General features: G+C 34.9%; 15 protein-coding genes. 11 read left to right on the top strand and 4 right to left on the bottom strand.

All coding sequences use genetic code 11. The features are described from left to right. Nucleotides 1–166: 166 nt before the first annotated feature. Entirely contained in the window at nt 167–604 is a 438-nt protein-coding gene (locus FFS26_RS06865) for a transposase (protein WP_137904631.1), read from the bottom strand. A 373-nt stretch (nt 605–977) separates the two neighbouring features. Between FFS26_RS06865 and FFS26_RS06860 the strand changes: the two genes are divergently transcribed. Continuing rightward, the gene (locus tag FFS26_RS06860) at nt 978–1,604 is read left to right on the top strand and encodes a LysE family translocator (RefSeq protein ID WP_137904630.1); all 627 of its coding nucleotides are present in this window, start codon (nt 978–980) and stop codon (nt 1,602–1,604) included. A 124-nt stretch (nt 1,605–1,728) separates the two neighbouring features. After that, entirely contained in the window at nt 1,729–2,871 is a 1,143-nt protein-coding gene (locus tag FFS26_RS06855) for a glycosyltransferase (RefSeq protein ID WP_137904629.1), read from the top strand. A gap of 470 nt (nt 2,872–3,341) precedes the next feature. Here FFS26_RS06855 and FFS26_RS06850 read toward each other — a convergent pair whose 3' ends face one another. The 3 genes from FFS26_RS06850 to FFS26_RS06840 form a co-directional block, all read right to left on the bottom strand. Then, entirely contained in the window at nt 3,342–4,388 is a 1,047-nt protein-coding gene (locus FFS26_RS06850) for a serine hydrolase domain-containing protein (protein WP_137904628.1), read from the bottom strand. Nucleotides 4,389–4,419: 31 nt separating this feature from the next. Continuing rightward, nucleotides 4,420–5,355, bottom strand: a complete 936-nt coding sequence (locus FFS26_RS06845; RefSeq protein WP_137904627.1) for an alpha/beta fold hydrolase — start codon at nt 5,353–5,355, stop codon at nt 4,420–4,422. Nucleotides 5,356–5,513: 158 nt separating this feature from the next. After that, nucleotides 5,514–6,638 carry a helix-turn-helix domain-containing protein gene (locus tag FFS26_RS06840; RefSeq protein WP_137904626.1) on the bottom strand — a complete coding sequence of 375 codons (1,125 nt, stop codon included), beginning with the start codon at nt 6,636–6,638 and terminating at the stop codon, nt 5,514–5,516. A gap of 569 nt (nt 6,639–7,207) precedes the next feature. On the opposite strand from FFS26_RS06840, the gene FFS26_RS06835 reads away from it, so the two are divergent. From FFS26_RS06835 to FFS26_RS06795, 9 genes are all read left to right on the top strand, one after another. After that, the gene (locus tag FFS26_RS06835; RefSeq protein WP_137904625.1) at nt 7,208–8,251 is read left to right on the top strand and encodes an SDR family oxidoreductase; all 1,044 of its coding nucleotides are present in this window, start codon (nt 7,208–7,210) and stop codon (nt 8,249–8,251) included. Nucleotides 8,252–8,337: 86 nt separating this feature from the next. Continuing rightward, a complete protein-coding gene (locus FFS26_RS06830) occupies nt 8,338–9,141 on the top strand; it encodes a helix-turn-helix domain-containing protein (protein ID WP_137904624.1) in 804 nt (267 codons plus the stop codon). Nucleotides 9,142–9,408: 267 nt separating this feature from the next. Continuing rightward, a complete protein-coding gene (locus FFS26_RS06825) occupies nt 9,409–10,239 on the top strand; it encodes a helix-turn-helix domain-containing protein (RefSeq protein WP_137904623.1) in 831 nt (276 codons plus the stop codon). 21 nt (nt 10,240–10,260) lie between these two features. Next, complete coding sequence (locus FFS26_RS06820) at nt 10,261–11,154, top strand: helix-turn-helix domain-containing protein (RefSeq protein ID WP_137904622.1); 894 nt, start codon at nt 10,261–10,263, stop codon at nt 11,152–11,154. 246 nt (nt 11,155–11,400) lie between these two features. Beyond that, complete coding sequence (locus FFS26_RS06815) at nt 11,401–12,000, top strand: hypothetical protein (RefSeq protein WP_228449401.1); 600 nt, start codon at nt 11,401–11,403, stop codon at nt 11,998–12,000. Nucleotides 12,001–12,090: 90 nt separating this feature from the next. Further along, the gene (gene mgrA / locus FFS26_RS06810; protein ID WP_089690502.1) at nt 12,091–13,122 is read left to right on the top strand and encodes an L-glyceraldehyde 3-phosphate reductase; all 1,032 of its coding nucleotides are present in this window, start codon (nt 12,091–12,093) and stop codon (nt 13,120–13,122) included. A gap of 272 nt (nt 13,123–13,394) precedes the next feature. Beyond that, nucleotides 13,395–14,276, top strand: coding sequence for an NAD-dependent epimerase/dehydratase family protein (locus FFS26_RS06805; protein WP_137904621.1), 882 nt, complete (start codon nt 13,395–13,397; stop codon nt 14,274–14,276). 121 nt (nt 14,277–14,397) lie between these two features. Beyond that, the gene (locus FFS26_RS06800) at nt 14,398–14,541 is read left to right on the top strand and encodes a twin-arginine translocation signal domain-containing protein (RefSeq protein ID WP_137904620.1); all 144 of its coding nucleotides are present in this window, start codon (nt 14,398–14,400) and stop codon (nt 14,539–14,541) included. Nucleotides 14,542–14,560: 19 nt separating this feature from the next. Beyond that, complete coding sequence (locus FFS26_RS06795) at nt 14,561–15,523, top strand: aldo/keto reductase (RefSeq protein ID WP_137904619.1); 963 nt, start codon at nt 14,561–14,563, stop codon at nt 15,521–15,523. The last annotated feature ends 33 nt before the right edge of the window (nt 15,524–15,556 follow it).

The raw sequence follows: 15,556 nt of genomic DNA, 5'->3' as shown, positions 1-15,556 counted from the left end.
TTTATTTAGTATTATTCACTGAGTACTATATGCAAATTTGTATCTGAATGGATACGGATAAATAACTAAATTTCTGAAAAGATCTTGCAACATTTTCTACATGCTACCCCAAATAATCAGTAAAATGAGGTAGTAATTCTATGAGCAATTTAAATTTATGCTGTTACTAATTGACCCCGTTTTTGTATTTAATAATCCATTTATATAAAGTAGTTTTCGGAATTTTGTATTCATTTATTACTTCCTTTTTACTTTTCTTACCTGAATCGATCTGGTTCAGAACAAATGAAATAATTTCTTGAGTGTACAATTTTTTTCTGAATTGAGGAAGTGTAGATTCTGCATTCACAGTTGTATTTTTGACTTTGGCAGGTGGAGCATACAATATGAGGTAATGGGAGTATATTCTGAAAAAATCATACTCAAGTAAAATGCTAAATCTCAAAATAAGATCGCTTTCTATTGATTTTTGGGATAATATTCTTGTCAGCTCTTTATCTGTACATTTCATAAATTTACAGATTCTACTGCTATCTATTTTATATTCTTTTATTCTTTGGGTGATCAGATCTCCCATATGAATATTCTTAATGTCATGAACCATCCTTTAAGTATTAATTGGCTTGCAAAATTAGAATGCTTATTGAAGATTTTGAATAAAATAACATGGCTGTATCTGTCGAAATCTGTCATTTTTATTGAAATCCGGCGGTTCTAATTCAGTTGGCTAATTCGGATTCATTTGCCCTCCTCGTCGTTATACGAATTACACCTTTAATTTAATTATCAAATGTTGGTGTTCATGGAAAGTGACAGATATTGACAGTCTTTGACTAGATGTTTTATTTTCGGTAATTAATAACTTTGACTTTCTATTTTCGAACAGATAACAAGGGTTGTCTTTATCTAAATTCCAAATTTTAATTATTGAATTTTATCAATTCAGGATTTACAAAAACATAGTAATAAATAAAAAAATGGAAATACAATTGTTAGTGTCTTTTCTTTGCGCATCAGTATTATTATCTCTAATGCCCGGGCCGGATAATATATTTGTTTTAACCGAAAGTATTACAAAAGGGAAAAATAATGGGATAGCCATTTCGTTTGGGATGTCTTTGGGAGTCTTAGTTCACACTACGGCGGCGGCTACCGGGCTATCAATTATTATTCAAAAGTCAGCAATGGCATTTAGCATTATTAAATTTATAGGGGCTGCTTATTTGTTTTATTTGGCTTTTCTTTCTTTTAAAGAAAAAAAAGGAACGATCGATCTTGTGAAAAAGGAAGATAAGAAAGAAGAGATGTTTTATCTTATCAAGAAAGGCTTTTTAATGAATGCTTTAAATCCTAAAGTTGCGTTGTTTTTTATTGCCTTTTTACCTCAGTTTATTACTAAAGCTGGATTCAATATTACAATACAAATGTTCATCTTAGGAGCCATTTTTGCAGTGCAAGTTTTTTTTGTTTTTTATATAATTTCTCTATTGTCAAGCAGGCTGACGAAATATGTTAAAAAACCTAAGTTTTGGAATATAACAAAATGGAGTAAAGTGGGAGTACTTTCAGGTTTAGGTTTATTCTTATTATTTTCAAAAAAGTAATAGAAGCATTTATAAGAATACAATGATTGAAACAAGTATCAAAGCGATATTTTAAGTTTACTAAATAGTATAATGGTTTTCCGAAGGCTTTTATCGAAAAGTTCCCTTTATTAAATTATAATTGATGAATAAAAAGAAAATTCTATTCCGGTTACGCTCTATGGAAATGGGGGGTGTACAAAAAGTATTGTTAGAACTATTAAATAGACTGGATAAAAATACATTTGATATTTCACTATTACTAAATATCCATCAGGGTGATCTAAAATATGAAATCCCGTCTCATGTAAAGCTATTTTACTTAACAAAAGGAAGAGAAGAACTACCAAACAATAAAATTTTATTGTTTCTACATTTGATATATAGAAGGCTGGTATTAAAGAGTTATTATTTCTTCCCGGACTTATTAAAAAAAAAGCTTGATGATGTTCCCGACATTGAAATTGCGTTCATGCACTCTAATTTGCGTGATCTTGTTAATAGTCCCTTTAAAAAATCAAAAAAAATAAATTGGTTCCATTCAGATATTCGTTTTTTTGGCTCTAAAACAATTATAAATCAAACTATAGAGTTTATGAAGCGGTGCGATATTACGGTATTTGTATCTCGTGCTACCCATCGTAATGTTGAGCTGTATACTAACAATATGATCTCTAATGGAATTTGTATACATAATATTCTGGATCATCAATCAATCAGGGTAAAGTCAAAAGAGCTAATTTCTGATAATCATGTAATAAAGGATAAGAAAAATGTTTTTATATCTACTGGTAGATTGGTTTTCGCAAAAGGCTATGATATTTTACTGGAAGCTCATAGCGAGCTTATTCGAGAGGGGTTCCCTCATTATATTTTTATTATAGGGCAAGGTCCGGATTACCAAAAATTAAAACAAAAAATATCTTCAGAAAAAATGGAAGATACTTTTATTCTGATCGGACAAAAAGAAAACCCATACCCTTACATAGTTGCTGCCGATTACTATATCCAACCGTCTCGTTATGAAGCATATCCTTTGGCTATAGGAGAGGCTCTTGCTCTTAATAAACCAATTATCAGCACGGATGTAGGAGGAATAAAAGAAATGCTTACCCATAATGTGACGGGTTTGATCGTAAATTTTTCAAAAGAAAATTTAAAACAAGCAATGAAATCTTTTATTGAGCAAAAAGACTTAGTGAACTATATTAAGAAGAATCAAACTAATTTTGACTTCGATCAGCATAATCGGTTGATTGATGAGGGAATACAAAAGATTTTATCTTAAAGAATTTCTTTTATCCCATAGATTTAAAATGTTATTTTGAAACACATCAACATTAAGCTTGTTCCTGTCAATATTCCTGATTATAGTGACCTCCATATGAACTATATCCCTTGGAGCGTCTTTACTGTATATTTTATAATCAAGTTTTTACGTCCTTAACTACAGGATTACAAAACTCATTTTTACCAGATAATTTTTTGGACCAAGTTTAGTATTTAAGTAATAAACAAGATAATTGTCAATAATCATTTCTTAAATTTTGTATTTTGATTATGTTTTATTACCTAAGAATAATTTATTCACATTAATAAACATGGCGCCAACTGAAAACAGTTGGCGCCATTTGGCTTTTGGTGAACTTAACAGGACTCTATCAAAACCATTTATTAGCAGATATAGATAATGTTTCGAAGGTGTTAATTGATATTTTATAAATTAGAACTTAGCTCTAAAATCCACCGTTTTAAAAGTTATTTATTAATTATGTCGTCATACAAGTTATCAACTACTTTTTCTAAAATTTTTCCTGTTTCATTAAAGCTGGTGTTTGTCAATATAGATATTCCTATATTTTGTTTAGGATAAATCACAAACCAATTCTGCATTCCGTAGATACCGCCGTGATGTCTGTAAATTAATTGATTATCATTTTCTATGATGTACCAGTGATAACCTTCCCAAAAATCAGAACCTTCTTTATATAATTTTTTATGAGATTCGTTTACAATAAGATTTGATTGGTCAAGTTGCAATTTCATATATTTTACTAAATCGGTAGTTGTAGAGTGCAATCCTGAAATTCCACCCCATAAAGTTCTGTTGAAGTTGGGCATTAACTCGTTTTTATCGTTATAACCTTTTACCAATCTTTTTCTGTCATTTTCATTGAGTGTAAATTTGGTTTGGTTCATTTTATTGGGCTTTAAAATAAATTCAATAACCAATTCCTCAAAAGATTTTTGATACACTTTTTCAAGAATATATGCGGTTAACTCTGGAGCTGTGTTGGAATAAGAATAGACTTCTCCGGGCTTCGTTTCAATTTTGATGAGTGTCAATCCTCCAAAAAAAGCCTTTTTATTTTCACTTTTTAGAGGCATATTAGGAAAACCACTTGTATGCGTGATAAGATGTTTGATTGTTATAGGTTCTCCTTTAAATTCTAAATTGGGATAAGGCTCATCAAGATAGATTCTAATATCATCATCTAAGTTTATTTTTTTATCAAGTACTGCTTTTGCAGCTACATAACCTGTAAAAGTTTTAGTTACAGAAGCTAATTCATAAAGTGTAGAATCGTTTGGTCTATTTCCTTTTCCAATAGTCAATTCTCCAAAATGTTTTATGGTGGATTTCCCATTTTTAAGCACTGCAATAGAAACAGAATGAAATCTTTTGTCCTCCAATAACTGAAGAGCATTTTTTTTAATCGCATTTTCAACATTTTGTTTATTGATTTTCTGTACACTTTTACACCCAATTAAGGCAAAAAATAAAATAGTGGCTAAGTATTTCATTGTAATAATTTATAGCTTAATGAGAAATATATTAATCAAATGTTTTAATAATTGTATTCTGAAACTTTTCAGCTTCATCTTTATGAATTTGATGCCCAGAGTTTTCAAATAGGAATAAATCTTTCTTTGGTGCTTTCACTTGTTTATAATATTCTTCTGTAATGGAAGTTAATGTTTGAATATCATTTTTACCAACTAAGAAATAAACCGGACAATTGACTTTCTTTAATGTTTTTGGTAAATCAATTTTCATAACTTCATTCCACGCAGGAGACCAGGTTTTTGACCATTGAAGAAAGTCTTTTTTGAAATCATCAGAGGTTACATATTGCTTTCCATCTTTGTAAAAAAGCCATTTTCTTAAATAAAACATTTCTTCATCATTGGTAAAAGGAAAATGTACTTTTTCCAATTCTTTCATGGCAACAGGATTATCTTTAAAATGAGCTTTCAATGTTTTAAGTAGTTCTTTTTCGCTCGCTAATTGACTGATTACAGGATTTACAGCAAAATAACCATGTAATAATTCCGGATGATTTCTAACAATGTAAAATCCTAAAGCATTTCCCCAAGAACTGCCTAACAGATAAAGCTTTTTCTGATTCAGTTTCTTGAGTAAGAAATTAATAACCTCATAAGTATCCTTTCCCATAAGTTCTACTGACGGCTGAACAGGCGAAGGATTTAAGGCTAAAGTTTTTCCCGCATCTCTTTGGTCCCATTGAACTATGGTAAATTTATTTTTTAAAATGTTGGTGAAAGAATCTGCATTTTTCATCATTGAGCTTCCCGGGCCGCCCGATAAAAAAAGAAGGATCGGTTTATTGGCATCATCAGTTTTAATTTCTATGACTTGTTTTATTCCGCCAATTTCGGTGGTTAAAATGGTGTCTATTTTTATTGGATTTGATTGTGCTAAACAAAATACAGATAATAGAGTTAAAATAAAAAGGCTTATTTTTTTCATAGTTTCTAAGTTTTAATTTGACTTTAGATTTTCTGATACAAATATGCTGTAGAAAGTTTTGAGATAAGTCCATATAAAAAAGTCGAACTCATTTTATTGATTAAAATGAGTCCGATTATCTACAACTTGGAGTTCGAATATTTGCAATTGTTTAATAATCAATTGTTTCTGAATTCTATTGGCGTTTGATTCGTATATTTTTTAAAAGAGGTATGGAAAGAAGATTTTGAATTAAAACCTACTTCATATAAAATTTCTAAAACTGTTAACTCTTTTTTTGTAGGGTCTTTTAGAATGGTCATTGCTTTTTTTATGCGGTATTCATTCACAAAATCAAAAAAGTGCTGATTGATGTGATGATTAATCAATACAGATAAATCACGAACAGGAATTTCTACCTGATTTGCCAACTCCTGAATCGTTAATGATGGTTCTAAAAAGGGTTCTTTTTCAACCATGAAATTTCTAAGTTGTTCGATTTGAAAACTTTTTGTTTCGTCGGTTTTATTTTCAGTTTCTAGCGTTTCAGTAAAATCTTTTGTTGGTTGTAATGTAGAATCAATTCTGCGAAAAAGCTCAGGATAATTTAATGCTTTCAATATAAACCAACAGGCAGTCAATAAAAATACTGTTCCAGCAACAATATTCAACCAGATAAATAAATCCCTATCCTGCGTGTATCTTACGATGTTTTTTACAATTATACATAAGTGGATAAATAGGAAAATCATTGTAAGCTGAGATAACCATTTGTATAGTAAAGTGTTTGGATTGGTATAATTTTCAAGATAAATCTTCTTATATTTTTTGAGTATCATAAATATCCCAACGATATAAGAAAAATACTGCAGTTCTGCAATTGCCTGATAAAAATACATTTCAGGAGAGTGCCACATATCTTTAAAGAACGATTCTTTAGCATCACCTTCCGCAAGATAAAGTCTTGGAACTAAAATTAAATTGACAACAATGAACGGAATAAGATGCAGTAAATGCTTTCTTTTTAAGGTAAAATCAGAATAACAAACAGCATTAACGTACAGATAGAAAAGAGGTATTACCAATAAGTAAGCAGATATTTTGAAACCCTTCAGATTGTAACTATCTGTAAAAAGGTGCATAAAAAGTCCGCTGATATCAATGGCATTAATGATAAGGAACGCTGCAAACAACTTGTTTTCTAGTTTTTTTTCTGTTTTTACCGTTAATAAAAATACAGCAAGAAGCAACGATATAAAAACGGCAATCGCAGCAATAACTTCCAGAAAATTGAGTTTGTCCATTTATTCTTTTTTACAAAAATAAGATATAAGTGATGAAGAAAAATGGTACATTGTAAATAAAGAAAAAATGGCGCCAACTATCTTCAGTTGGTGCCATTGGGCTTTTGTGTGACCAAGACGAGCGTATCTTCAAACACTTTTATCGATGATTTGATTCGCTTGAGTCCATTAAACAAGAACTGAAAAGTTCATTTTATGTAGTAATTTATTATAAATTACTTTTTATTATATTGTACTGAGACGAGTTCAATCGGTTTATCCGCTATATCACTTATTTTAATACCTGATTTAATATTGCTGCCCATAAACTAATATAAAAATACTTAGGCTATTATTTTCATCCTTTTTATTCATTAAACAATTGAAATAAACAAATTTTAAAGTGTAAAAAAGTATTGACGAACAAATCCTGTAAAATCAATTATTTTACAGGATTTGTTCGTCAATAGGAAGAGAGTGAAAGCAATTGATGATATTAACTTGGACTTTCTGGCACAATAAACTTGGACTTTCCAACAAAACATGCCATTGTTTTTTCAGGCGATCTTTGCGGTATAAATTCAAAGAAAATGAAAGATTTAAATGGTAAAACAGCAGTCCTTGTAACGGGCGGCTCCGGTTTCATCGCTGTTCATTGTATCATAAAATTACTTGAACAAGGGTATAAGGTCAGAACAACACTTCGTTCTCTTAACAGACAGGATGAGGTGAAAGATATGCTGAGAAAAGGAGGGATAGACGCATTTGAAGACCTCTCCTTTATGGAGGCTGACCTATCAAAAGATAATAATTGGGATAAGGCTGTGCAGGGGTGCACCTATGTTCTGCATATAGCATCCCCAACCCCCATTGTTAATTATAAACACGAAGACGAAATGATCGTGCCTGCAAAAGAGGGTGTGCTAAGGGTTTTGAGAGCTGCGAGGGCAGCCCGTGTTAAGAGAGTAGTTCTCACATCTGCTTACGGAGCAGTAGGGATGGGAAATATAAATCGTACAACACCTTATACTGAAAAAGACTGGTCAAATCTTAAGGCCAATCTTCATCCTTATCAAAAATCAAAAACAATTGCAGAAAAAACGGCGTGGGAGTTTATCAGTAATGAGGGAGCCGGTCTTGAGCTTTCAACGGTTAATCCTGTGGCCGTAATGGGGCCGGTTCTCGGTACAGATTATTCCCATTCCAATCAGGTAGTGAAGAAGATGCTGGAAGGAGAGATCGGAGCATGTCCAAAAGTATACTGCTGCCATGTGGATGTACGTGATGTTGCTGATCTCCATCTCCTTGCTATGACACATCCGAATGCCAATGGTGAGAGATTTCTGGCTACCACCGGTAATGCTTTGTCAATGCTGGATGTTGCTAACATATTAAAAAAAAATCTAGGGGAGACGGCAGCGAAGGTTCCTACCAGAGAGCTGCCCAATTGGATCGTCAGAACAGCCGCGATATTCAATCCATCATTACGCATGCTGGCTACGCTGCTGGGTAAATATGCAGAAACGAGTGGGGATAAAGCGAAGCAGTTACTAAAGTGGTCACCCCGCTCTAGTGAAGAAGCAGTAATGGCTACAGCAAATTCAATGTTAGAGCTAGGTCTGATAAAAAAATAAGAAATAATAAATTCCAGCTGGCATGCATGTTGAAAATCTTATTTTTACGCAGCGACTGGTAAAGCAATAATTATTACATTTATCACATGAAAGAATCAAGTATTGCTTCCTGTTATATGAGTCCTTCTCCCGGTACGGAGCAGTTTATCCCAGACCATTGCTTTATGTATCTGGTCTCGGGCTCAATGCTTGTTTATGATGGACATAAGGAATATCAAATCCATTCCGGAGATTACGGCATAGGCAGAAGAAATCACCTTGCTAAATACATCAAACAGCCGGAGGATAAGCCTTTCAAAAAGATATTCATTTTGTTCGGGCAGGATTTTCTAAAGAATTTTAAGGATTTGTACGGGTTTACTGCTGAAGAAACAAAAGCAGCAGGTGCTATCATTCCATTGGCTAAAGATAAGCTGGTTAAAAATTTTATGGATTCGATAATTCCTTATTTTAATGAAGATGGAATAATGGAAGAACAGTTCTTGGATGTTAAGCGGACCGAACTGCTGCTCGTGCTTCTGAAGGTAAGTCCAGAACTTGCCAATGTCTTTTTCGATTTTGCGAGTCCCGAAAAAATAAACCTTGAGGAGTTTATGAACCGCAATTACACGTTCAATGTGAGTATAGAACGGTTTGCCTATCTGACAGGAAGAAGCCTGTCTGCTTTCAAACGTGACTTTGAAAAAATATTCCATGCCACTCCAAGGCATTGGCTTGTACAAAAACGACTGGAAGAAGCATATTATCTTATCGATAAAAAAGGCAAAAAGCCTTCTGAGATTTATCTAGATCTTGGTTTTGAGAATTTTTCCCATTTCTCCTTTGCATTTAAAAAAATGTTTGGACATCCGCCAACTCATTTGACCGGAAAGCCAAAGAGCAGCCGCTGACCTTTTGAAAACATTAATTTGGACTTTTTACAACAATACGATAAGGGTTTTTTTCAGAAATTTGTATAAGAAACAATGGGTAAAGATTCAGAAGGAGATAGGTTTTTAACCTGATGAATTTCAGATGTTTAAAAGGCGTGGTAATAATTCCGGAGACCTTATTTTCCGGATTGTGGCAATCTATAGAAACATTTTAATGAAATGGGTAAAGTGTACTCATTGGAAGTAAATTTTCAGCAGTAGAGACGAATTAAAATTTGAGATGAAATGAAAATTACAGATTTGACTAACTGTCCGGTAGAACCAATGATCTCCCCCGAGCATTTTTTAATGGATCATACATTTCTGTTTCTGCTCAAGGGATCAATGAGAGGCTTTGATGGAAAAACAAATGTTTTGCTCAGGAACGGCGAGTGCTGTATGGTTGTCAGAAATCAGCTGCAGCGTCACAGCAAGATTCCCGTTAATGGAGAGTTTAAAAAAATTATTATGCCCTTCAGCCAGGAATTTCTCAAAGAATTTAGTGAAAAATATAAATATGATGCCGGCTTTAAAAATAAAAACCGGTCAGCATTTATTTGTCTGCCTAAAAAAGGACTGCTGGAAAATTATTTACAATCACTGATTCCTTATTACAGGGGAAAGAGTGAAATTGAAAGTAAATATCTGCGCATTAAGAGTGAGGAGCTACTTCTCGTACTTCTGGAGGTAAAGCCTGAATTAGCGATGATACTTTTCGATTTTGGTGATCCGGAAAAAATAGATCTCCTGACTTTTATGCAGAAGAATTACAAGTTCAATGTCTCTTTAGAATACCTTGCATTTCTTTCGGGCAGAAGTCTTTCAACATTTAAAAGGGATTTTAAGCTGCTGTATAACCAGACACCTTCTCGCTGGCTCGTTCAACGACGCCTTGAAGAAGCTCATTTTCTGCTGGAAAACAAAAGAAGAAGACCGGGTGCTCTGTATCTTGAGCTGGGATTTGAAAATTTTTCACATTTTACCCAGTGTTTTAAAAAAAAGTATGGTTATACACCTTCCTCGCTGGCAGAATCAGGAAGAATAGTCTTCAATGAAACAGAAGAACCCAAAAGTTAAGTTGAAATAGCAGAATTAACGATGAAAAAGACAGAAAAACTAGAAGAATTCAGCCAAAGATCTACCAAAAAGGTACAAGATATGGTTGGTGAGCCCAAAATAGAACATTTCGGTATCTTTACAAGAGATAACTGCCCCTTAACTTCTGCTTATGGCCGTAGAAATTTTTACAAGGTAGCGCTTGTGCTTGATCCCGGTAAACTATTTTATGCAAACCGATGGGTAGATATTGATAGACCTGCACTGCAATTTTCAAACCCGATGATTCCCTATGCGTGGGAAAATGAGGTTGAGGATCGCAAAGGGTGGTTTTGTCTGTTCAATGAGGAATTTCTGTATCAGGGAGAGCGAAGCGGAACACTAAAACAAAATCCCTTCTTTAAGGCCGGAGGTTTGCCTGTTTTCTTTCTGGATAGCAAAGAAGAATTGCTCATAACCGGCATATTTCAGAATATGTTGGAAGAATTTAATTCAGATTATGCTTATAAATATGATGTACTGCGCAATTACCTGCATATTTTAATGCATCAGGCTATTAAACTCAAGCCTTCAGAAGATTACAGACAGTATGGTAATTCTGCTTCACGCATGACTTCTCTTTTTCTGGAGCTCCTTGACAGGCAGTTTCCCATTGATCCGGATATTGGTTTGGTTTTAAGATCAGCACAGGATTATGCCGAAAATCTTTCTGTTCATGTGAATTCCTTGAACCGGGCCCTGAAAGATATCACCGGAAAGACCACTTCGGAATATATTAATCATAGGATTATACAGGAAGCTATTTATCTACTGAAACACAATCAATTCAATATTTCTGAAATCGCTTACATGCTGGGATTCCAGGAACCGAATAATTTTACCAGCTATTTTAAAAAACATACCGGTACATCACCCAGTTCTGTGAGAAGCTCTTAATACAAAGTTTTAAAGAATTGGTTTGATATTCATAGATATTTGTTTGAAGCCAATAGGAGATCTGTTTTTTCATGTTCATAAATTTGTATGGGCACAATATAAATTTCGACGGAACCGCTGGGTTAGTTATAAAAAATAAGACAAATGGCAAGATCAGTGAATTATAGAAAGATAAATACTATGGATACTTTATTGAAAACAATATTAATGCTATTAAGCATGATATCTTTAAAAAGCAATGCGCAAATGATGAATCAGAATAAGCTGGAGAAACAGTATACCAATAAAGATTTTTACAAGAACGGCATCTTTCAGAAAGATGTGGCGAAACAGGCTGTTAAAGAAGTTATTTTAAGCCATGGTGAGTCCTATGCTGATAAAATCGACAAGAAGATATGGATAAGTGACTTTGGATTAGGCGACTTTGAGCACGTAGGACTGGCAAGTGTTACCTGGTTCAATGATCCCCTATATGACTATTTTGCGATGACTATGTACTTATTGCCCAATCAGATGATCCCTGAGCATATTCATCGGGCTATAATGGAAGCACCTAAGAAACCGGCAAAATATGAAAGCTGGAAAGTAATCAGAGGCTGGATATACAATTTTTCTGAAGTTGGTGATCCTACACCAGATCCTCCTTTGATTCCCGCTTCATTTGGATCGGTTAAAAGTAAGAATTTTTCCATTATAAAGGCAGGAGAAACCTCGGCGCTGAAGAAAGTGGAAACCTGGCATTTTATGATGGCAGGCCCTCAGGGGGCAATTGTTGATGAATACGGTGTTCACCATGACCGTAGAGGCTGGTTCAGCTCTAATCCTAAAGCGCACCCAACTAAATAAACTGGTCTTAATTTTTTAATCTGAGACTGCAAGCTGCCTATTTATACCTTTAAACAGGCAAATTAAAAAATAATAGTAAAATTGAATAATATGAAATGGATTCCAAAAGATAATCGCTACGAAAAAATGCTGTATAACCGCACCGGTAATAGTGGACTTTTACTGCCAGCCATATCAATGGGGCTGTGGCATAACTTTGGTGATGATACCCCTCATAAAAATAAAGTTGATATCTGTACGACAGCATTTGATCTGGGTATAACGCATTTTGATCTTGCCAATAATTACGGGCCAAAGCCGGGAAGTGCCGAGATCGCATTTGGGAAAATACTAAAGGAAGAGTTCTCAGGACTGCGGGATGAACTCATTATTTCTTCTAAGGCAGGATATTATATGTGGCCAGGTCCATATGGTGAATGGGGCAGTAAAAAATATATTATCGCCAGCTGCGATCAGTCTCTTAAAAGAATGGGAGTTGATTATGTTGATATTTTTTATTCTCACCGTTACGATCCCAATACACCATTGGAAGAAACCATGATGGCACTGGATCAGCTGGTTCGTTCCGGAAAAGCACTTTATGTAGGTATTTCATCTTACAATTCTCAGCGTACGAAGGAGGCTTATGAAATTCTCAAAGCTTTGGGTACACCATTCATTATCCATCAGCCCAGCTATTCCATGCTGAATCGTTGGATCGAGAAGGACGGATTATTAGAAACTCTGGACGATTTAAAATTAGGATCCATCGTATTTTCGCCTTTAGCGCAGGGAATGCTGACCAATAAATATCTGAACGATATTCCGGAGGACAGCAGAGCTTCTCAGGGCAAATCTTTGCAGCAGGGATTTCTGACTGAAGAGAATCTCCAAAATATCAGGGAGCTGAATGCAATCGCTATGAAACGTGGTCAGACCTTAGCTCAGATGGCTATTGCCTGGACATTAAAACAAGGAAGGGTTACTTCCGCACTGATCGGAGCAAGCAAACCACAACAGGTTATTGATTGTGTTGGTGCTTTGGATAATCTTGAATTTACGATGGATGAGTTAAAACAAATCGATCTTTTTGCCAAAGACGGAGGCATAAATCTATGGCAGCAGTCTTCGGAAAATGCATAAAAGCAATTAACTGTCGACAAAAGTGTAACCCCCGAGGGTGTTCAAAATAGATAAAAGGAATCATTAAGATTCCTTTTTTTGTTTAAGTACTGCACAAAATCTTATCACTTTCAGTGGTGTTTTAACTTTTTGGTAAAGCTGAACAGTACCCGTTCAGCCTCAAATAAAATTTCCTGTACCCTTACCTGTTTGATATTCATAGATTTCTGTTTGATGTGAATATAGAACATGCATGGCAGTCAATCTAACTTTGTAGTATAAATTTTAAGAATATGAAATACAAAGATTTAGATCGGAAAATTGTATCTGAAACAAGAAAGTTCCTGATGCTGTTTTTCGTGATTTGCATCGGAAATTTTTCCTTTTCCCAATCAGCTTCTCAATCAAAGAGTCCTGGTGAGAAGAAATTAAAAGTTCTTGTTACCGGCCATCTGGGCTATGTTGGAAGTGCTTTTGTTAAGGCCTTTGGAAACAAGTATGATATTGTGGGCTATGATCTTCTTGAAGGCGATGATATTCTGGATTATGATCAACTGAAGAGAAGAATGAAGGGGGTAGATGTGGTTGTTCATGAAGCAGCAATACCTGCTCCTGTTCCGGGTAAAAATTTCAATGATTATTTCAGAACCAATGTGGAAGGTACGGCTAATGTTGCCCGGGCGGCTTATGAAAGCGGAGTTAAAAGGCTAATATACGCCAGTTCCACTACTATTTACGGGATAGAAGGAGGAATTCCGTTTTCCTATCCCATTAGTGAAGGACAATCATTTGTTTCTCAGTATTTGAAAGCTGATGATCTGCATACACGTGATATCGACTTATCCTATCATATGAGTAAAGTTATGGCTGAACAGATCATAGCGTGGTACGGACTGAACAAAAAAATGGAAACCATTGCTTTACGCTACGGGCCGATTGATAAAGTCAATATGGGAACACACGTAAGTTTGGAGAATGTTGTGCAGGCAACGGATCTGGCTGTCAGCAGTAAAGATAAGTTTTGGTATGAGGCTTTTAGTATCGTTGATGGTGATGTTGACTTTATTGATATTTCAAAGGCGAGAAAAATGCTTCTATACGATCCAAAACCGGCCCAATATAACAGGGAACAGATTATTGCACCTTTTCAGGATCGTTTAAAACTTGGCCATTAAGAATGAAACTATAAGTTTTTATTGTGGAATTATTGATATGCAGCAAAGGATATCATGATCATTTAAAATTACCACTAATCCTAATAGATCTTACCATAAAATATAAATATAAAACATAACAATGACTTCAAGACGTGAATTTTTAAAGAAAACAGGGCAAGGTGTGATACTTGCCGGAGCAGCTGCAATGCTGCCGGGCATCGCAACGGCAGAGGGACTATTAACACACACACGCGGACCTTTCGGGCTACAATCCAAAATTTAAGCTGCAGCACACATTCGGGATGGGAGGAGTGCCCTTTGGAAACGAATTTGAAATGATTCCCGAACGTCAGGCTTACGAAACGTTGGAAGCAGCATGGAATACTGGCGTAAGATATTATGATGTAGCTCCGTTTTACGGATTAGGGCTTGCTGAACGCAGGTACGGTATGTTTTTACACAATCAGAACAGAGCAGATTATGTAATCAGTACAAAGGTCGGAAGACTACTGAAAGCTTCTAAACATATTGACGACCGCACATTATATCCTATGAGTCATTCACCTAATAATGTAACATATGACTATTCCGGGCCAGCAGTCAGAAGATCTATTGAAGACAGTTTACAGCGTCTTGGAATCGACAGTATAGATATTGTTTATGTTCACGACGTTGCTCCGGACAATAAATGGTTGAACGGTCAATGGCTTGAACATTTTGAAGTCGCAACAAAAGGGGCTTTTCCTGAATTGGAGAAAATGAAAGAAGAAGGATTGATAAAAGCTTGGGGAGTTGGTGTAAATACACCGGATCCTATACTGAAGGTCATGCAGGTTGCACAGCCGGATATTATATTACTGGCATCCCAATACTCTCTTATCGACCATAAAAATGCATTGAATACTATATTTCCTGCGGTACGTAAAAATAATATTAGTCTTGTAATGGGAACAAATCTTAATGCCGGGTTTTTATCAGGAAGCAACCGTTATAATTACGGTGGAGGAGTAATTCCTCCTGAATATCTTAAAAAAAGAGAAGAACTTAGAGCTGTTGCAAAAGCACATCATGTAGACCTTAGAACTGCAGCGCTTCAGTTTGCTTCTTTTCCGGATGTTGCAGCAGCTATTATTCCGGGGGTGAAAAGTCCAAACCAGATCCGGGAAGATTACGAGTCTATGCATGTTAAGATTCCTGCGGCATTTTGGGAAGAACTGAAAAATAAAAAATTAATAGAAGCCAATGCGCCGACGAGCAAGGGATAATGTATTTTAATAAATCAATGAAAAATAAAAATA

The sequence above is a fragment of the Chryseobacterium sp. 2VB genome (assembly GCF_005503635.1).
GTDB classification, from domain to species: Bacteria; Bacteroidota; Bacteroidia; order Flavobacteriales; family Weeksellaceae; genus Chryseobacterium; species Chryseobacterium cupriresistens.
The sequence above is the reverse complement of the archived record's forward strand: the minus strand, read 5'-3'. Positions and strand labels throughout refer to the sequence as shown.